Below are 18,228 nucleotides of genomic sequence, written 5' to 3'. Positions count from 1 at the left end.
AGGTAGCAAGACAGATAGCAAGACAAATAAAACCAACAAGATAAACGAGTCAAACAGGGTTGCAAATGAATACCGAACAGGTGGATGTCCTTATCATCGGCGCCGGCCCGGCGGGCTCCGTGGCGGCGGGCCTTTTGCGCAAGCGCGGCATTGATGTGCTGGTGCTCGAGAAAGAGACCTTCCCGCGCTTCTCGATCGGGGAAAGCCTGCTGCCGCAGAGCATGGCCTACATCGAAGAGGCGGGCATGCTGCAGGCGGTGGTCGAAGCCGGCTTCCAGTACAAGAACGGCGCTGCCTTCGTGCGTGGCGACCGCTATACGGATTTCGATTTCCGCGACAAATTCTCCGCCGGCTGGGGCACCACCTACCAGGTCCAGCGCGCGCGCTTTGACGACGTGCTGATCCGCGAGGCGCAGAAGCAGGGCGCCGAGGTCCGTTTCAAGCACCAGGTGAGCGCGGTCGACCTGGAGGGCGAGCAGCCTTGCGTCACCGTGCGCGACCCGGATGGCAAGGTGTACCAGGTGTGCGCGCGCTTCTTGCTGGATGCCTCGGGTTTCGGTCGCGTGCTGCCGCGCCTGCTGGACCTGGAGTCGCCGTCGAACTTCCCCGTGCGCAGCGCCATCTTCACCCACGTGGAAGACCGCATCCCGCTGGGCACCTTCGATCGCAACAAGATCCGCGTCAGCGTGCATCCGGAGCATGTCGATGTCTGGTACTGGACCATTCCGTTCTCGGATGGCCGCTGCTCGCAGGGCGTGGTGGCGGAAAAGCGCTTCCTCGACCAGTACACAGGGACCGAGACCGAGCGGCTGCGGGCGCTGGTGGGCGAGGAGCCCGGCCTTGCCAAGCTGCTGGCCAACGCCGACTGGGACACCCCGGCCCGGCAGATCGCCGGTTACTCGGCCAACGTGAAATCGCTGTGGGGCAAGGGCTATGCGTTGCTGGGCAATGCGGGCGAATTCCTCGACCCGGTGTTCTCGTCCGGCGTCACCATTGCCTTCAAGTCCGCCAGCCTGGCCACGGCCTGCCTGGCGCGCCAGTTGAATGGCGAGACGGTGGACTGGCAGGCCGACTACGGCCGCCCGCTCAAGGACGGCGTGGATTGCTTCCGCACCTTTGTGCAAGCGTGGTACGAAGGCAGCTTCCAGAAGCTGATTTTCCATCCCAATGCCACGCCGGAAATCCGCCGCATGATCTCGGCCATCCTGGCGGGCTATGCCTGGGACCGCACCAACCCGTTCGTCACCGAGTCGCGGCGCCGCCTTGGCGTGCTGGAGCAGCTTTGCGAAGCCTGATCGCCAGGCATCACTGCATTGGCGCCGCGCTGGCGCGGATGCTGCTGGGTGTTGCCGCGTGTGCGTTGCTGCTGGCGGGCTGTGCCGGCCCGGGCGCGGGGCCGGCGGCGGGTTCCGCTGCGCCGCCTGCCGCGCCCGCCTTGCCTGCCGAGCAGCAGCCCGTGCCGTTGCTGCGCCTGCCGCCGGCATCGCTGGGCCGCGAGCTGGCGCTGCAGCAGCAGATCACCGTGGTGTACCGCACCCCGCGCGGGGAGGAGCGCCGCGAGATCCAGGCCCTGCTGGAAGCCGACGCCACCCACACGCGGCTGGCCGCGCTGGCTGGCGGGCAGGTGCTGGCGCGGCTGGACTGGGATGGGCAGGACCTGCGCGTGGTGCGCTCGCCCTGGGCGCCGGCCGAGCTGGTGCCGGAGCGTATCCTGAGTGAAATGCAGTTGTCGTTGTGGCCGGTCGGGGCGATTGCCGCGGCCTTGCCGGCGGGCTGGCGCCTGGAGGTCGAGGCCGGCCTGCGCGTGCTGCGCGAGGGTGGCGAGGTGGTGGCGCAGGTGCGCTATCCGGACCCGCAAACGATCGAGTTCGAGCAATACCGCGATGGCTATCGGCTGACCATCCGCACCCTGCCGCCGGCAGGGCAAGGAGGGACGAAATGAATGTATTTATTAACGCACTGGGCGTGACCTGCGCGCTGGGCGACGGCGCCGATGCCGTGCGCGCGGCGCTCTGGCGCGGCGACGCCCCGCAGGGCGGCGAGGTGACCGAGCTGTACAGCCCGGGCCGCCCGCTGCAGCTCGGCACGGTCAACACCGCGCTCAGCCTGCCGGACGACACGCCACGGGTGCACCGTACCCGCAACAATGCGCTGCTGTATCACGCGGCGCTCCAGTTCATGCCGCAGGCGCAGGCCGCCATCGCCCGGGTTGGCCCGGCGCGGGTGGCCGTGGTGCTGGGCACCAGTACCTCCGGCATTGCCGAGGGCGGCGTGGCCGTGCGCGCGCGCGCAGCCACCGGCGCGTGGCCGGAGGGTTTCCACTACGGGCAGCAGGAGCTGGGCTCGCCGGCGCAGTTCCTGGCTGGCGTGCTGGGCGTGACCGGCGTGGCCTACACGCTGTCCACCGCCTGCTCGTCGAGCGCCAAGGCGCTGGCGGCTGCCGCGCGCCTGCTGCGCAGCGGCATGGCGGACGTGGTGATCGCGGGTGGCGCGGACACCCTGTGCTCCTTTACCGTCGCCGGCTTCAGCGCGCTGGATTCCGTCTCGGCGTCGCGCTGCAACCCGCTGTCGGCCAACCGTTGCGGCATCAACCTGGGTGAAGGCGCTGGCTTGTTCCTGCTGTCCGCGGAACCGGGACCGGTGCGCCTGGCCGGCTGTGGCGAGACCTCCGACGCGCATCACATGTCGGCGCCGGACCCCAGCGGCGCCGGTGCGCGGGCCGCCATGCTGCAGGCGCTGGAGCGCGCCGGGCTTGCGCCCGCGGACATCGATTACCTCAACCTGCACGGCACCGCCACGCCGCAGAACGACGCCATGGAAGCGCTGGCATGCGCCGCGGTGTTCGGCGCCGACCTGCCGCTTAGCTCGACCAAGCCGATGACCGGGCACGCGCTCGGCGCGGCCGGTGCCATTGAGGCCGCGCTGATGTGGCTGACGCTGGTCGACAACCCGCACGGCCGCCTGCCCCCGCACTGGTGGGACGGCGTGCCCGATCCGGCCTTGCCGGCGCTGCGCGTGGTGGCCCCCGGCGAAACGCTGGGCCGCGCGCCGCGCTACGTGATGAGCAATTCCTTCGCATTTGGCGGCAGCAATAGCGCCGTGATACTGGGAGCCGGCTGACCATGACCACGACGTCCCTTGCCGCGTTGCCGGCAATCGCCGAGGTGCTGCCGCACGCCGGCGGGATGCGCTTGCTGGATGAGCTCTTGCGCGCCGATGAGGAACACGCGGTGGCGCGCACCACGGTGCGCGCCACCCAGCTGTTTGTGGATGAGTCCGGCATGCCGGGCTGGGTCGGCATCGAGTACATGGCGCAGACCATTGCCGCCTGGGCCGGCGCGCAGGACTGGCGCGCCGGCCGGGCGCCTGGCATCGGCTTTCTGCTTGGCTCGCGGCGCTATGAATGCGATGTGCCCGCGTTCCCGGTGGGCAGCGTGCTGACCATACAAGTGCGCGCCGAGCTGGTCGGCGACAACGGGCTCGGCATGTTTGCCTGCTCGCTGTCGCTGGGCGAGCGCGAAGTGGCGCGCGCCAACGTTTCCGTTTTCCAGCCTGCCGACGCGCAGGCTTTCTTGCAAGGACAACAACCATGACGAACCGAACCGTGCTCGTCACAGGGTCTTCGCGCGGCATCGGCCGTGCCATCGCGCTGCGCATGGCGCGCGAGGGCTACGACGTGGTGGTGCATTGCCGCGCCCGGCGCGATGAAGCCGAATCGGTGGCCGGCGCGATCCGCGCCCTGGGCCGCACCGCGCGCGTGCTTTGTTTCGACGTCAGCCAGCGGGAGCTGGCCGCGGCCGCGCTGCTGGCCGATATCGAAGCTCATGGCTGCTACTACGGCGTGGTCTGCAACGCGGGCATCGCGCGCGATGCGGCGTTCCCGGCCATGACCGGGGCAGAGTGGGATGAGGTGATCCACACCAACCTGGACGCCTTCTACAACGTGCTCAACCCGGTGGTGATGCCCATGGTGCAGCGGCGCAAGCCGGGCCGTATCGTCACGCTGTCCTCGGTGTCGGGGCTGGTGGGCAACCGGGGCCAGACCAACTACAGCGCGGCCAAGGCCGGCGTGATCGGTGCGACCAAGGCGCTGGCCATCGAGCTGGCCAAGCGCGCCATTACCGTCAACTGCGTGGCGCCCGGCCTGATCGATACGGAAATGGTCGAGGAACACGTGCTGGAGGAAGCCTTGCGCATGATCCCGGCACGCCGCATGGGCACGCCGGACGAGGTGGCTGCGACCGTGGCGTTCCTGATGTCCGCCGATGCGGGCTATATCACCCGGCAGGTGATTTCGGTCAACGGGGGGATGTTCGGATGAAGCGAGTCGTCATTACCGGAGCCGGCGCAGTCTGCTCCCTGGGCAACGACTGGGCGAGCGTGCGCGAGCGCCTGGCCAGCGGCCGCAACGCGGTCGTGCAGATGCCGGAGTGGGCCGTCTACAAGGGCCTCAACACGCAGCTTGCAGCACCTGTGCCGCCGTTCACGCTGCCGGCGCATTACACCCGCAAGGTCACGCGCGCCATGGGCCGCGTGGCGGTGATGTCGGTGCTGGCCAGCGAGGCCGCCTTGCGCGATGCGGGGCTGCTTGGCGATCCGCTGGTCACCAGCGGCAAGCTTGGCATTGCCTACGGCTCGTCCACCGGCACGCCGTCGGCTGTGGCCGATTTTGGCCGCATGATGATAGATCGCACCACCGAGGACGTCAGCGCTACCACCTACATCCGCATGATGCCGCACACCACGGCGGTGAACATCGGCGTGTTCTTCGGCATTACCGGGCGCATCCTCACTACCTCCAGTGCCTGCACCTCGGGCAGCCAGGGCATCGGCTACGCTTACGAAACCATCCGCAGTGGCCGGCAGGTGGCCATGCTGGCGGGCGGCGCCGAGGAACTGGATCCCACCGAGGCCGCTGTGTTCGATACGCTGTTCGCCACCAGCACCTGCAACGATGCGCCGCATGGCACGCCGCGCCCGTTCGACAGCGAGCGCGACGGCTTGGTGCTGGGCGAGGGCGCTGGCACGCTGGTGCTGGAGGAACTGGAGCACGCGCTGGCGCGCGGCGCGCGCATCCTGGCCGAGATCGTCGGCTTTGGCACCAACAGCGATGGCGCCCACGTGACCCAGCCCAAGGCGGACACCATGGCGCAGGCCATGCGCCTGGCGCTGGAGGATGCCGGCCTGCCGGCCTCGGCGATTGGCTACGTCAATGCCCATGGCACTGCCACCGACCAGGGCGATATCGCCGAGTCACATGCCACCCGCGAGGTGCTGGGCGACGCGGTGCCGGTAAGTTCGCTGAAGAGTTATATGGGTCATACGCTAGGCGCCTGCGGCGCGCTCGAGGCGTGGATGACGGTCGAGATGATGCGCGACGGCTGGTTTGCGCCCACCATCAACCTGGCCAACCCCGACCCGCGCTGTGCGTCGCTCGACTACATCATGGGCGAGGGCAGGCGGCTCGACATCGATCATGCGATGAGCAACAATTTTGCCTTTGGCGGCATCAACACGTCGCTGGTGTTCCGCCGCTGGCGTTGATCTGCCGGTACTACCGTGCATTTTCCTCATCAACAAAATAAACAACACCAACAACACCAACAACACCAACAACACCAAGAAAGGAAGGTCAATGAAGCACGCTCTCTCCATCCTGGCCGCAACCGCCTCGGCCGCCATGCTGTTGTCCACACCCGCAGCGGCGCGCGATACCAAGTACATGCTGCCGTTCCAGGAAGTGCTGGACATGTCGGAAGCACAGGAAAAGCTCGATGGCTCGGTCAAGTTCTTCCTGGCGGGGCAGAAGACGCCCAAGGTCCTGGAGACCAAGGAGAGCGATGTGTCCAACCGCAAGACCAACAGCTTCGGCAAGAGCGATGAAGAAGCCTGCCGCTGGGCCGCGCTGTCCGCGCTGATCGCGCTCCAGGACAAGGCCAAGACCTTCGGCGCCAATGCCGTGGTCGATGTGGTGAGCTATTACAAGAAAGACTCGGTCGCCAGCCCGACCGAGTACGAATGCCACGCCGGCGCCGTGGTGGCCGGTGTTGCGCTCAAGGGCACGTACGCCAAGGTGGCGGGCAAGTAAGGCCGCGCGCCCCCCCGCCATGCCGGCCGCCCGGATCCACGTTCGCGTTGCGTCGGTAGCTGGCCTGGCGGGACAGGTTCCGCCTGCCAGGCAATGGCTGGGCGCGGACGAAGCGCGGCGCCTGGACGCCCTGCAGGCCGGCCAGCGCGCCGCGCAGTTCGTGGCTGGCCGCTGGATTGCGCGCCAATTGCTGGCGCAAGCTTACGGCGGCGGCTGGCGGGACTGGACGCTGAGCGCCGCGCCGGACAGCCCGCCACAGGCCATTGGGCCTGCATCCGCTTTTCTCTCCCTCTCCCATTGCGGCGACCACGTCGCCTGTGCCGTCGGGCTGGAGCCGCTCGGCCTGGACATCGAGCGCGTGCTGCCGCGCAAGGGGCTGGATGCACTGGTGCTCGCGGTCAGCAGCGATGCCGAGCGCGCCGCCTTGCCGGCATTGCGCCCGGGCGGCGATCCGGCGGCGCAGCGCGAGGCCTTCTTCCAGCTCTGGACCCTGAAGGAAGCCTGGCTCAAGCGCGGCGGCGGGAGCCTGTTCCAGACCATGCTCGGACAAGCGGTAGCGGTGTCGCCGGCGGCAACCCCGGCCAGCGCCAATGCTTGCACCTGGCGCCACGGCGATGCCGTCCTGGCGATCCACGCCACGCCCCCCCTGTCGTTGCCGGATACCGCCCCCGCGAGCCTGCGCTACTGGTGCCTGGCGCCAGCGTCGGATGCGTCCTGAGTATCACGTCATCGCGGGCGCGATCCACGCCACTGCCGGTACGTTCGGCCTGTGTCGGGGTAAGCCCGGGTGCCCGCCATTACCCTGCGGCGCGTAACACATCGCTCGGCACGCCTTCGGTTAGACTTAGTCCTTGGTTTCGCCCCTCCCGCCCATGCAGTCGGCTAATCGAGATACCAGTCTTGCAAGGAGAAGTCCCCCATGCATGCAGTTCCGTTGCTGGATAGCAGTGCCAACGATAGCGATACCCCCGCTCCTGCCGAAGTCCCGCTGCGCGACCTGCGCCGCGTCACCATTCACCCCGATCACTGGTATCCGCTGGCCTGGTCGCGCGAAGTCAAGCGCGGCAAGGCGCATGGCGTGCGCTTTGCCGGCGAGCCGATCGTGCTGGTGCGCACGGCGTCCGGCGCGGTGTTCGCGCTCGAGGATCGGTGCGCGCACCGGCAGGTGCCGTTGCATGCGGGCGTGGTCGATGGCGAGTCGATCCGTTGCTGCTATCACGGCTGGACCTATGACTGCACCGGCCGCTGCATCGACGTGCCCTACCTGGGCCGCGAGCGCCTGCCCAACGGCGTGCGCTCCTACCCTTGCCGCGAGGTGGAAGGGCTGATCTTCGTGTTTCCCGGCAGCGCGGTGCTGGCCGACGAAACCCCGTTGCCCAGCCTGGGCTCGGTGGCCAACAAGGCCTACAAGACGCGGCGTTTTGGCCGCGAGGTGAAATGCCATTACTCGTTCATGCACGAGAACCTGATGGACATGAACCATCAGTTCCTGCACCGGCGGCAGATGGGGCAGATGCGCGCCCGCTCGCTGGGCCGCCGGCGCGGCGATGGCTGGGTCGAGGTCGATTACACCTTCGCTCGCGAGCAAGGCAAGCAGCCGGTGGGCGAAGCGCTGGTGTTCGGCGGTGGCAACAAGGGCAGCAAGGGTGGGCAAGGCGGCAAGGACGTGATGACGGTCCGTACCCTGTATCCCTACCAGACCCTGCAGATTCGTACTTCGGACGGCACGCTGGTGATGGACCTGTGGATCGTCTACGTGCCGCTCGACGCCGAGCAGCGCACCAACCGCACGTTCGGGCTGCTCTCGATCAAGAAGCCCGGCATTCCCGGCATACTGGATCTGGCCTGGCCGCTGCTGGTGTGGTTTACCGAGCGGATCTTCAAGGAGGACCGCTGGATCGTCGAGAGCGAGCAGGCGGCGCATGATGAGCAGGGCGCCGACTGGAACCAGGAGGTGTTCCCGGTCATCAACGAACTGCGCGACCTGCTGCGCGAGTGCGGCGTGCCGGAAGCACCCGCCGCGAATTGACGGCGAATTGATGGCGAATTGACGACGGCCATGCCGGTGGCTATTGCGAGAACCGGCTGCGCTCGTCGCGCTCGAGCGCGGAGCAGGCCGTCCTGAGGATGGCCGAGAAACGCGTCAGCGCGGGCTCGATGCGGTACGCCGGCCCGGCAATGGAAATCCCGTAGCACTCGCCCGACAGCCGCACCGGCCAGGCCAGCGCGCCAACATCGGGCAGCGACTCGCCCAGGTTGATGAAGCAGCCTTGCTCGGCGGACTTCTTCAGCTCGGCTTCGAGCTGCGCCGCGTTGGCTACCGTGCGTGGCGTGAAGCGCTCGAAGCTGAGCTGCGCGATCAGTGCGCTGCGCTCGTCCTCGGGCATGACGGACAGCAAGGCCTTGCCGATCGAGTTCGCATGGAGCTCGCGCCGCTCGCCTGCGGTGGCGATATAGCGGATCGCATGCGGGGATTCGAGTACGTCCAGGTACACGACCCACCGGCCTTCATGCAGCTTGCCGATCACCACGGTCTCGCCGGTGGCCGCGCGCAGCTCGTTCATGGTGCCGTGCACCCGGTCCAGCACCGGGTCGTGCCGCGCAATCTGCTGCGCCATGGCCAGCAGGCGGCCCGTAGGGTAATAGCCCTGGCGGCGGCCGGTCTCATACAGGTAACCCAGCGAGGTCAGGGTGCGGATCAGCGCCAGGCAGCTCGATGCCGGCACCGCCAGCAACCGGGCCAGCTCCGATAGCGACAGCGCACGCCGCTCGCGCGCGAAGGTTTCGATGATCTCGAGCACGCGCAACGCCGTCTTCACGTTCATCGGCGGCGCTTTGTTGTCGTTGGCGGTCATGAGTGGGTCAGGCCCGGATTGGCCGGAAGAGAAGCACTTATCATAGTCGATCGTCCCATGGCCCCCATGGCCGACCGCGCTGCCCTTCCGGCGCCGCGGCTCAATAGCTCACGTTCAGCCCGAGCCGGAAGCTGCGCGGCGTGCCGTAGAAGGCCGTGTTGGAAGTGGTGTGGTAGCGCTTGTCGAACAGGTTGTAGACGTTGAGCGTGGCCGAGATCTTCCTGGTGATGGGGTAGCGTGCCATCAGGTCCGCCACCGAGTAGCTGCCCTGCGTGGACCGCACACTCAGGGGGCCCGTGTTGTCGCTGTAGATCTGGCTCTGCCAGCGCAGGCCGCCGCCCACTGTCAGGCCGTTGCCAACGGCGGCAATGCGGTAGGTGGTAAACAGCTTGAACGTGTTCTGCGGGATATTGGTGTTGAGCGTAATGCCGTCCTTGTCCTGGGACAGGCTACGGGTGAAACTGACGGTGGCCTGCCAGTCGCGCGCCAGCTGGCCGGCGGCTTCCAGCTCGAAGCCGCGTGTCTTGGCGCCCGAGGCGCCGTAGTAGGCCTGCGAGCCGTCGGGCGCGAACGCGCCGGGAATCGCCACTGCCAGGTTGTCCTGCTTGACCCAGAAGAGCGCGCCGCTCACGTTGAGCTGGTTGTTGAAGAACGCGCCCTTGCCACCCACTTCATAGCCATTGCCGACCACCGGGTCGATGAAGCTGCCGCTCAGGGTGCGGTTGTTCTGCGGCTTGAAGATACTCGTATAGCTGGCGTAGGCAGACCAGTGCCTGGAGAGGTCATAGACCACGCCCACGTAGGGAGTGACCTTGCCATTCGCGGAGCGGTTGTCGACGGTGGTCGCGCCAGTGCTGTTGACCGAGTCGCGGGTGTCGGTGCTCCAGTTGGTGATGCGCGCGCCAAGCAGCACGGACAAGGCATCCGTCGGGCGCAGCCGGGCCGTGGCATACGCGGCCGTGGTTTGCTCGGCGTAGTTGTACCTGCCGACAGGCGGGTTCGGTGCGATGCCCGGCGTGCGGCCGTCCCAGGTGTAGATGTTGGCAATGCTGCCGTCCCAGCCATCGGGGCGCCAGAGCTGGTAGGTGGCGCTGTCGTAGGAGGTGCGCGCGAAGGTGGCGCCGAACACCATCTCATGCTCGCGGCCTAGCAGGCTGAAGGGCCCGGTGGCATAGAGGTCGACGCTGGTCTGCTCCGGCTTGCCGCCCCAGCGGCCGCCCCAGAGGGCCAGCCCGGCACCCGTGCTGCGGTCGGGAAAGCCGTTGCCCGCGTAGCCGAAGACCTCGTCGTAGCCGTAGGTGTCCTGGCTGACCGTGCCCTTGACGCGCCACGCGTTGTCGAAACGGTGCTCGAGCGATGCGAACAGGCTCTGGTTGCGCCGGTACGAGTAAGCCCAGTCGGCGGCGGACGATTTCGAGCGCGCCCAGTCCGTGCGTGTGCCGTCCGCGAAGTACAGGGGCAGGCCGGAGCGGGCGTGCCCTTGCAGATCGAAGCTCTGCAGCGAGAAGCCCAGGGCCGCCAGCGTGGAGGGGGTCAGGTCGGCCTCGACCACGCCGTAGACGATCTCGCGGCGCTCGTGCAGGCGTTCCACGCTGCTATTGTTTTCCTGGTAAGCGGCGACCACGCGGCCGCGCAGGGTGCCGGCCTCGTTGAACGGGGAGGAAACATCGACCCCGAAACGCCGATAGTCCCACGAGCCGCCTTCGACGCTGGCCGACGCCTGGAAGTCCCGCGTGGGTCGCTTGCGCACCAGGTTGATGGTGGCCCCGGGCGAGCCGATGCCGTTCATCAGGCCGGTGGCGCCGCGCACCACTTCCACGCGGTCGTAGATGGCCATGTCGCTGGTCTGGAACAAGTCGCCAAAGCCGCTGTTGAGCTGCAGCACGCCATCGAGCTGGTAGTTCTCCACGGCAAAGCCGCGCGCGTACGCGCTGCTGCTGTCGGAGCCCAGGTTGCCGCTCTGGTTGATGGTGAGGCCGGGGGTCCGGGTGATGACGTCGGTCAGCGCGTTCAAGCCCTGGTCGTCCATTTGCTGGCGGGTCATGACGCTGACCGACTGCGGCGTTTCGCGCAGGCTGATGCCCAGGCGGGTGGCGGTGCTGCTGGCATCGCTGGTGTAGGAGCCGCTGCCTTGCGTGATGCCGTCGCCCGGGCCGCTGGCCGTGACTTTGACCTCCGCCAGCATGGGGGCGCCATCCGGCGCAGGCGCGGCGGATGGCGCGCTGCGTTTGCGCAGGCGATAGCCGCCGCTGGGGCCGCTGACCGCCTCGAGTTGCTGGCCGGACAGCAGCTTGGCGAGCGCTTCGGCAACGGTGTAGATGCCGCGCAGGCCTTCGCTGCGCAGGCCTTGGGTGAGCTCCGGATCGATGGCGACCAGCACCCCCGCTTCGCGCCCAAAGCGCCCGAGCACCTGGTCCAGCGAGCCCGCGCCGATGTCGTATGCCTTGCTGCCGGCCGGGGCGGCCTGCGCCTGGGCGATGGCCGGCATCATCACTGTCGCGCCCAGCGCGCAGCCGAGCAGGGCGGCGCGTAGCGCCAGCACCAGCGGCGTGTGCCGGTAGCGGTCGCGAGGCTGTGACGAGGGCATGTTCCCTTGCCGGTTGGGGCAAGCGTTGGGGCGGTGCGCCATGGTGCGGATTCCTCCTGGTTCTCGTGTCATCGAATTGCTTTTGGCTGCATGGCGGCATGGCTGCTGCAGCGTTGCTAATTCACTTGATGCGCGAGAAACGGAAAGCTGCCGCCCGCGGCAAAAATAGTGTCGGGAGAGAGCGGACGAACAAGGCGCATGCGCTGCGCCGTGCTTACCTGGGGGCCACGCGGACCCAGTAGCGGGTGAGGTAACGCACCTGCACGGGCAGCGTTTGTTCTAGGATGGCGAGCACCGCATCGGTGTTGTCGAGCGGGAAGGCGCCCGACACGCGCAGGGCGGCGAGCGCCGGATCGCACCGCAGGCTGCCGGCGCGGTAGCGCGCCAGCTCCGCGATGAACTGGCCCAGCGGCATTTGCTCCGCCACGAGCATGCCGTCCAGCCATGCGCTGGCTTGCGGGTGCATGGCTGATGGCGTATCGACGGCGGTGGACGTAAACGCGGTTTCCTGGCCTGCATCAAGGCGAAACGGCTCGCCGCCCTGGCGCGTGCGGATCTGCACCGCGCCCTCCAGCACCGAGACGTTGATCGGGTCGCGCTTGTAGGTGGTGCCGTCGGGCGAGAGCTGTCCTTCGCGGAGGATGAAGCGCGTGCCCAGCGGCGTGATGCCGCCGTTGCGGGTCGTGACGGTGAAGGGCCTGGCGGCCGGGTCGTGACCTGTGGTGACCTGGATTTCGCCGGCCAGCAAGACCAACTCGCGCAGCGCCGGCGCGAAGCGCACGTCGATGGCCGTGCCGGTGTTGAGCACCACGCGGGTGCCGTCGGCCAGTGCGATGGTGCGGCGCTCGCCGCTGCCGGTGCGGTAGTCCGCGGCAAGGGCGCTCAGGGCGCTCCACCTGTGCCAGGAGAGCTGCTCGCGCGCCAGCCATGCGCCGCTTGCCGCGATGCCTACGCCAGCAATGGATTTCAGCGCGCTGCGGCGGGAGACGCTGCTGGCCCGGCGCACGCGCCCGGCGGTGCCGCCAGGGTTGGCCACATGGAGCGCCTTGCGGGCGACGGACGGCGGCATCTGGTCCAGGCCGGCGCGCAGGTCCTGTCCGAGCAGGGCCATGCGCCGCCAGGCGAGCTCGTGAGCCGGGTCGGCCTGGCGCCATTGCTCGCAAGCCGCAAGGTCGGCAGCGGTGGCCTCACCGGATTGCAGGCGCGACATCCATTGCGCCGCCGCTTCGACGATCTGCATGTCGATGCGCGCCTTGGCGGGCTGCGTCATCCGTACACCGCGGTATAGCAATGCAGGAAGGCCTTGCTCATCCATTTCTGGACCACGTTGACGGTGACGCCGAGCCGCTGCGCGATGTCCTTGTAGGCCAGGCCGTCCAGTTGCGACAGCAGGAAGGCCTCGCACACGCGCGGGGGAAGCTGCTCGAGCACCGTGCTGACGGCGGTGAGCGCCTCCACCACCAGCGCGCGGGTCTCGGGCGACGGGGCGGCGGCTTCGGGCTGCAGGGCGAGCGCTTCCAGGTAGGCGCGTTCCAGCGCCAGGCGCCGGAAATATTGCGCGGTCAGGCGGCTTGCTACGGTGGTCAGGTAGGCGCGCGGCTCGCGTAGCGAGCTAGCGTCGCAAGCCACCAGCAGCCGTGCAAACGTGTCCTGGGCCAGGTCGGCTGCGTTGTCCGCATTGCCCAGCTTGCGCCATAGCAGGTTGACGAGCCAGCCGTGGTGATTGCGGTAAAGCGCGTGGAGTTCCGACTGGGGAAGGGTGTCTGCCGTGACCATGGCGCCTGTGTGATGCGGGCGCCCGGCGCCAAACACTATTGAGAATGATTCGCATTGTATGTGAGATCGTGACTCAAAGACAAGGCATGCATCGCTGCCGGCACGGATTGGTACATCCCCTTTCCCTCTGCCTCTCGCTGGCGCCGCTACGCATCCGGTTGCCATCCGCCTCCCAACGCCTTGTACAAGAGCACCGCGCCTTGCAGGCCCGCCAGGCGCAACTGGGCGGCGTCGTCTTCGGCGCTGTACAGGGTGCGTTGCGTGTCCAGCACGCTCAGCAGCGTCTGCGCGCCGGCGCGATAGCGCCGCTGCGCCAGCGCGAAGGCGTGCCGGGCCTGTGCCAGTTCCTCATCCTGGGCAATGCGCTGGGCGTTCACGCCGGCCATGGTGTTGAGTGCGACTTCGACATCGCCCGAGGCCGCGACGATAGCGCGGCGGTAATCCGCCAGCAGTTCCTGCTTTTGTGCAATGGCCAGGTCGTGCCCGGCGGCCAGCTTGCCGGCGTTGAAGATCGGCGCCAGCACGCCGGCGGCAAGCGAGTAGACCGGGTTCTCGAACAACGTGCGCAGGTGGTCGCTCTCCACGGTGGCGTTGGCCGTCAGCGCAAGGCGCGGCAGCATCAGCGCGCGGGCCAGGGCGATGTTGCCGTCGGCGGCGGCGAGCCGGGCTTCGGCCGCGGCCAGGTCGGGGCGGCGCGTCAGCAGCGCGGCCGGCAGGCCGCTGTCGATGGCGGGCTGGCGCAGGCTGGCAAGGCTGGCCGTCTCGACCTCCAGGCCGCTGGCGGACTGCCCGAGCAGGATCGCCAGCGCGACCAGGCTATCGTTGGCGCGCTGCGCCAGCAGCCGCAAGGTGCGCTCGCGGCTGGCCACCAGGCCGCGCTGCTGGGCCAGTTCAAGCGCGGTGGCGCTGCCGGCGCGCTGGCGCGCATCGACCACGGCCAGCACGCTGCGCGCGTTCTCCAGCATGCGCGTGGCAATGCCGATGCGCTCGCGCAGGCTGACGGTCTGCAGCCAGGCCAGCGCGACTTCTGCGGTGACCGAAAGTGTTGCCGCATCTTGCGCGAAGCCCGCGGCGCGCAGCGATGCGGCGGCGCTGCCGGCGGCGCCGCGGTTGCCGCCCCACAGGTCGAACTCGTAGCTGGCCGCCAGCCCCAGCCGCAAGTTCGCGGTGCTGTCGCTGCTGCTGACGCCTGAGCTGCCATCGTGCTGCGCGTCGGCCGAGCCGGTAAGCGCCGGCAGCAGCGGTGCGCGCGCAATGACGACGCTGGCGCGGGCCTGCTGCACGCGCGCATAGGCTGCGGCGATGCTGGGGTTGTCCGCGCGGGCCCGCCGCACCAGCGCGTCCAGTTCGGCATTGCCGATGGACTCCCACCACGCCGCGCTGACGGGATCGGCACCGGCGCGGTCCTGCGGCGCGAAGCGCCATTGCGCTGGCGCGGTGGGCAGGGCGGCATCGGGCGCGGCCGGCGCGGCGCAGCCCGCGGCGGCCATGACGGCGGCCAGCGTGACCAGGAGGGTCAGTGAATGCAGGGTGTTTATCTTGTTCATTCGCTTGCCACTGCTTGTGAAAGGTCCACCCGCGCCGCGTGGCGCCCGTGTTCGACCGGGCCAATGGCCAGGATGGCGATGCCGGTGAGAGGAAGGCGTTGGTGAGCCAGCGCCATGGGTCAGGGGTCTTCGGTCGAGAAAGTGGCGATACGGGCTGGACTGGCCGTATCGCGGGAGGTTGGCATCGAGAAGCGGGAGAGTGGGCGCGGCCCCCGTGCCGGCTAAGGCGGCAGCGCCAGGCTTGCCGCGGCGAACGCCGTGGCCGGCAGCGCCAGGGCCGCGGCCGTGCGCGGGAAATAGGCCAGCAGCAGCACGAAGGCCAGCGCCCCGGCACTGACCGAGCCTGCCCACACTACCGCGCCTATGCTGGCGCCCCAGCCGCGCAGGCAGGGCAGCGCGGCCAGGGCCAGCAGCAGCCAGCCGCAGCTGCGCAGCAGCCAGCGCGCGGGGGCGGCCGGCGGCGCGGCATTGCGCCCCCGGACCTGGCCGTGGTGCCGATCCATCGCCAGGCTGATGCTGGCCATGCCGGCATAGCTGAACGCCAGGCTGGCCAGGGCGGCTAGCGTTTGGGGCATCGAACTCAGCGCCATCATGCGTCCCCCAGCCCGGCCGCAGCGCGGCCGCGCTTGGCCGGTGAACGGGTCATGGCCTGGCGGCCGGCCCGGCGGACCCCGGCGGCGGCCCACAGCAGCAGGGCGCCGAGGGCCAGAGCGCCGAGTTCCAGCCCCGCGCTTTGCCCGTCTCCGTGTGCCAGGTAGCGCAGGACGTGCCAGCCGGTGGTGAGCGCATTGAGCAGCGGCAAGGCCAGGCAGAGCAGGCCAGCCAGCGCCAGTTGCCGGGGCCAGGCGCTAGCCGGCGGGCTGGCCAGTGCGTGGGCCGCGGCGGCCAGCCACACGGCGAAGAAGACCGCGATCTCCCACTCGTGGCGCTCTGGCAGCGCCACGGGCAGCAGCCGGTTGCCCCACAGGTACCCCGCGCACGCGATCGCCAGCCCGCCGATCGCCGCCACGTTCAGGCGGTCGATGGTGCCGTAGACGCGCGCGCTGGCTGCGCCGAACTCCTGGGCCTTGCGGTTGCCGCGCTTGGCCGAAAACAGCAGCAGGCCGGTGGCCATCATGGCGGCGCCCGCCAGTCCGCAGGCAAAGTAGAGCCATTTCACCGCATAACCGCCGAAGCGCGCCATGTGCAGCGTGCGCATGACCGAGCCGGCAACCAGCGGCGCGGCGCCGCCGGTGCCAACCATTTCATCCTCGGCCTTAGTCGACAGGTAGGCGCCGCTCACGCCGTCATAGTGCATTTCGCGCTGGGCGGCAAAGGCCAGGCCGTCGTACCGATAGGGGCCTGCGATGGCGACGCTGGCCGTGCTGGTGCCTGGCCGCGTCACGGCGACCGATCTGATCGTGCGGTCTGCGCAGTCTGCGCCGGCCCCGGCGGCCAGGCGTTCGCGTGCATCAGCCAGCAGCGTGGGCAGCGCCACCAGCGCGGCCGGCGCGCCCGCTGGCGGCAGGGCCTTGGATTCGAGCCAGCCAGCCTGGCCGAGCGCCCGGAACAGCTTGGCCTCGCTGCCTTCGTAGTAGGTTCGGATGCCCGCTGGCATGGTGTCCGGCCACCAGATGACCAGCCCGGTGTAGGCGATCATCAGCAGGAAAGGCAACGTCAGCACGCCCAGGGCATTGTGCGCATCCAGCCAGGAGCGCTGGCCCTTGCCCGGGCGGAAGGTGAAGAAGTCCTTGAAGAAGCGCTTGTGCGTGACGATGCCCGACACCATTGCCACCAGCATGACCATGGTGGCGGCAGCGATGATCCACACGCCCGTCATGCCCGCATGCAACGCATAGTGAAAGAGCACGAAATGCTGCCCGCCCAGCGTGTCCCGGGCGGGCGGGAGCACGGTGCCGGTGATGGGGTCGAGGCGAACCTCCCGGGCTTGGCCATCGCCGCCGCTGGCCTGCCCATCCCAGTGCAGATGCATGGCGGCATCGTCGCTGGCGGGAAACGCGATCTCCCAATGGGCGGATTGCGGCGCATGGCGCTCCAGGTAGTGCTGGGCATGGGCAAGGGCGCGTTCGTTGTCCACCGCGCCAGCGGCGACCATCAGCCGTTCCGGCTGCATCCAGCGTGTGACGGCGGCGTGGAACACACCCAGGCTACCGGTCAGGAACACCGCGAACAGCAGCCAGCCCAGCCACAGGCCGCACCAGGTATGCAGCCACGCCATCGATTGGCGCAAAGAGGTCTTCATGGCCGGCCCTGCATCCAGTGGCCAGCGCCGGCCGCGATCAGAAGCACCGCGGACGGCGCCAGCAGGCCCAGCCAGGCGCGGCCGGGCGTGCGTGCGGCGAAGGCCCAGAGCGCGGCGCCGGTGTAGATGGCGTAGCTGAACAGGCTGGCCGTCATGACGGCCTCGGCCCGCAAGGCCGGCAGCAAGGCGGCGGGAGCCACGATGCTGGCCGAGGCGAGCAGGTAGCCACCCAGGATCGCCGCGCCTGCGCGCGAGGCGATCCGCATGGCCAGCGAAGGGGCGGGCGAGCGCGGCGATGGGCAGGCGCGCAAGGAACGGGGAGAACGTCCAGCGTCCGGGGGCAGGCGGGAAGCCAAGGTGCAGTTTACCTTTCCGAGGGCGGGCTAAGTTGGGAAGACAGCGCTATGAGAGATGCGTCAGGACCGATGCCGCAAAGGCTGCAGCGTCTCTGTATCCCTGATGCGCGAGATCGCGGAATCTGCCGGGGTTGCCGGTAAATTTCTGCTTTGTGCCTAAATGGGCATTTAAATCTGCTGCGGAGGCGGTTGAGGCGCCGTAGGCTGGCTGAAACAGTTGACTAGTTTTTTCATGGGGATAAAATAACTTTCACAAACATGAAAAACAGCCGGGCATCACAGCCGCCCTCATGGGGTCGCGGCGTAGCCGGCATGGAGACTGCAATGACCCCCTCGTCGTCCTCACCGATCTACTTTGTCCGTGCCGAAGACGTGCCCGGCTACCACCCGGCCAATCATGTCGGCACGCTGAACCGACGCATCATCGGCCGCGAGAACGTCGGCGCCACCCAGCTGGAAGTCATCCACGGCACCATCGAACGCGGCAAAGGTGCCTTGCCGCACGCGCATCCCGGCATCGAGCAGGTCTGCTATGTGCTGGAGGGCAGGGCGCGCGCCGAGGTGAACGGGCAATCGCGCGAGCTCGGCCCCGGCGACTGCTGCTTCTTCCCGGCCGAGGCCATGCATGTGTTCACGGTGATCAGCGACGAGCCCGTGAAGCTGCTGGTGATCTACGCCCCGCCTTACGAGGAATCCCCGGAGCGCGTGATCCGTCCCGCCTGAGGAGCGCTGCCGAACGCTGCAGTTTGCTGCCATTTCGCCTGGGTGCCCGCACCC

The 18,228-nt window shown here is 68.6% G+C and carries 18 protein-coding genes; 10 read left to right on the top strand and 8 right to left on the bottom strand.

Features of this window, described 5'->3' with window-relative positions; all coding sequences use genetic code 11:
* The first annotated feature begins 65 nt into the window (after positions 1-65).
* From AC1RWI_RS13760 to AC1RWI_RS13720, 9 genes are all read left to right on the top strand, one after another.
* Positions 66-1,295: an NAD(P)/FAD-dependent oxidoreductase gene (locus tag AC1RWI_RS13760; RefSeq protein ID WP_492866962.1), complete on the top strand. Its 1,230-nt coding sequence runs from the start codon at positions 66-68 to the stop codon at positions 1,293-1,295.
* Entirely contained in the window at positions 1,283-1,942 is a 660-nt protein-coding gene (locus AC1RWI_RS13755) for a DUF3261 domain-containing protein (protein ID WP_236702084.1), read from the top strand. Before AC1RWI_RS13760 ends, AC1RWI_RS13755 begins: the two co-directional genes overlap by 13 nt.
* Entirely contained in the window at positions 1,939-3,120 is a 1,182-nt protein-coding gene (locus tag AC1RWI_RS13750; protein WP_043355703.1) for a beta-ketoacyl-ACP synthase, read from the top strand. The genes AC1RWI_RS13755 and AC1RWI_RS13750 overlap by 4 nt, the downstream gene beginning before the upstream one ends.
* A gap of 2 nt (positions 3,121-3,122) precedes the next feature.
* Entirely contained in the window at positions 3,123-3,593 is a 471-nt protein-coding gene (locus AC1RWI_RS13745; RefSeq protein WP_043355700.1) for a hotdog family protein, read from the top strand.
* A complete protein-coding gene (gene fabG / locus AC1RWI_RS13740; RefSeq protein WP_492866959.1) occupies positions 3,590-4,321 on the top strand; it encodes a 3-oxoacyl-ACP reductase FabG in 732 nt (243 codons plus the stop codon). The genes AC1RWI_RS13745 and fabG overlap by 4 nt, the downstream gene beginning before the upstream one ends.
* Positions 4,318-5,544, top strand: a complete 1,227-nt coding sequence (locus AC1RWI_RS13735; RefSeq protein WP_043355695.1) for a beta-ketoacyl-ACP synthase — start codon at positions 4,318-4,320, stop codon at positions 5,542-5,544. The genes fabG and AC1RWI_RS13735 overlap by 4 nt, the downstream gene beginning before the upstream one ends.
* 91 nt (positions 5,545-5,635) lie before the next feature.
* Positions 5,636-6,088 carry a hypothetical protein gene (locus tag AC1RWI_RS13730; protein ID WP_043355692.1) on the top strand — a complete coding sequence of 151 codons (453 nt, stop codon included), beginning with the start codon at positions 5,636-5,638 and terminating at the stop codon, positions 6,086-6,088.
* A 19-nt stretch (positions 6,089-6,107) separates the two neighbouring features.
* On the top strand, positions 6,108-6,806 hold the full coding sequence (locus AC1RWI_RS13725) for a 4'-phosphopantetheinyl transferase family protein (RefSeq protein ID WP_052495098.1): 699 nt from the start codon (positions 6,108-6,110) through the stop codon (positions 6,804-6,806).
* A 201-nt stretch (positions 6,807-7,007) separates the two neighbouring features.
* Positions 7,008-8,117, top strand: a complete 1,110-nt coding sequence (locus AC1RWI_RS13720) for a Rieske 2Fe-2S domain-containing protein (protein ID WP_043355690.1) — start codon at positions 7,008-7,010, stop codon at positions 8,115-8,117.
* A 40-nt stretch (positions 8,118-8,157) separates the two neighbouring features.
* On the opposite strand, the gene AC1RWI_RS13715 is transcribed toward AC1RWI_RS13720, so the two are convergent.
* The 8 genes from AC1RWI_RS13715 to AC1RWI_RS13680 form a co-directional block, all read right to left on the bottom strand.
* A complete protein-coding gene (locus AC1RWI_RS13715; protein ID WP_043358260.1) occupies positions 8,158-8,913 on the bottom strand; it encodes an IclR family transcriptional regulator in 756 nt (251 codons plus the stop codon).
* Between the two features lie 130 nt (positions 8,914-9,043).
* The gene (locus AC1RWI_RS13710) at positions 9,044-11,530 is read right to left on the bottom strand and encodes a TonB-dependent siderophore receptor (protein ID WP_492866955.1); all 2,487 of its coding nucleotides are present in this window, start codon (positions 11,528-11,530) and stop codon (positions 9,044-9,046) included.
* A 214-nt stretch (positions 11,531-11,744) separates the two neighbouring features.
* Positions 11,745-12,800 (bottom strand): FecR domain-containing protein, encoded by a 1,056-nt coding sequence (locus tag AC1RWI_RS13705; protein WP_043355689.1) that lies wholly within the window; start codon positions 12,798-12,800, stop codon positions 11,745-11,747.
* Complete coding sequence (locus AC1RWI_RS13700) at positions 12,797-13,306, bottom strand: sigma-70 family RNA polymerase sigma factor (RefSeq protein ID WP_043355688.1); 510 nt, start codon at positions 13,304-13,306, stop codon at positions 12,797-12,799. The genes AC1RWI_RS13705 and AC1RWI_RS13700 overlap by 4 nt, the downstream gene beginning before the upstream one ends.
* Before the next feature lie 146 nt (positions 13,307-13,452).
* Positions 13,453-14,853: an efflux transporter outer membrane subunit gene (locus tag AC1RWI_RS13695; protein ID WP_043355686.1), complete on the bottom strand. Its 1,401-nt coding sequence runs from the start codon at positions 14,851-14,853 to the stop codon at positions 13,453-13,455.
* 221 nt (positions 14,854-15,074) lie between these two features.
* Positions 15,075-15,428 carry a DUF3325 domain-containing protein gene (locus tag AC1RWI_RS13690; RefSeq protein ID WP_492866952.1) on the bottom strand — a complete coding sequence of 118 codons (354 nt, stop codon included), beginning with the start codon at positions 15,426-15,428 and terminating at the stop codon, positions 15,075-15,077.
* A gap of 14 nt (positions 15,429-15,442) precedes the next feature.
* A complete protein-coding gene (locus AC1RWI_RS13685; RefSeq protein WP_492866950.1) occupies positions 15,443-17,095 on the bottom strand; it encodes a PepSY-associated TM helix domain-containing protein in 1,653 nt (550 codons plus the stop codon).
* Positions 17,092-17,406 (bottom strand): DUF3649 domain-containing protein, encoded by a 315-nt coding sequence (locus AC1RWI_RS13680; RefSeq protein WP_492866948.1) that lies wholly within the window; start codon positions 17,404-17,406, stop codon positions 17,092-17,094. Before AC1RWI_RS13680 ends, AC1RWI_RS13685 begins: the two co-directional genes overlap by 4 nt.
* A gap of 369 nt (positions 17,407-17,775) precedes the next feature.
* Here AC1RWI_RS13680 and AC1RWI_RS13675 point away from each other — a divergent pair, with 369 nt between their 5' ends.
* Complete coding sequence (locus AC1RWI_RS13675) at positions 17,776-18,174, top strand: cupin domain-containing protein (protein WP_043355682.1); 399 nt, start codon at positions 17,776-17,778, stop codon at positions 18,172-18,174.
* Positions 18,175-18,228: the final 54 nt, after the last annotated feature.

Source organism: Cupriavidus sp. MPR-AND1C, from assembly GCF_058809705.1.
The sequence above is the reverse complement of the archived record's forward strand: the minus strand, read 5'-3'. Positions and strand labels throughout refer to the sequence as shown.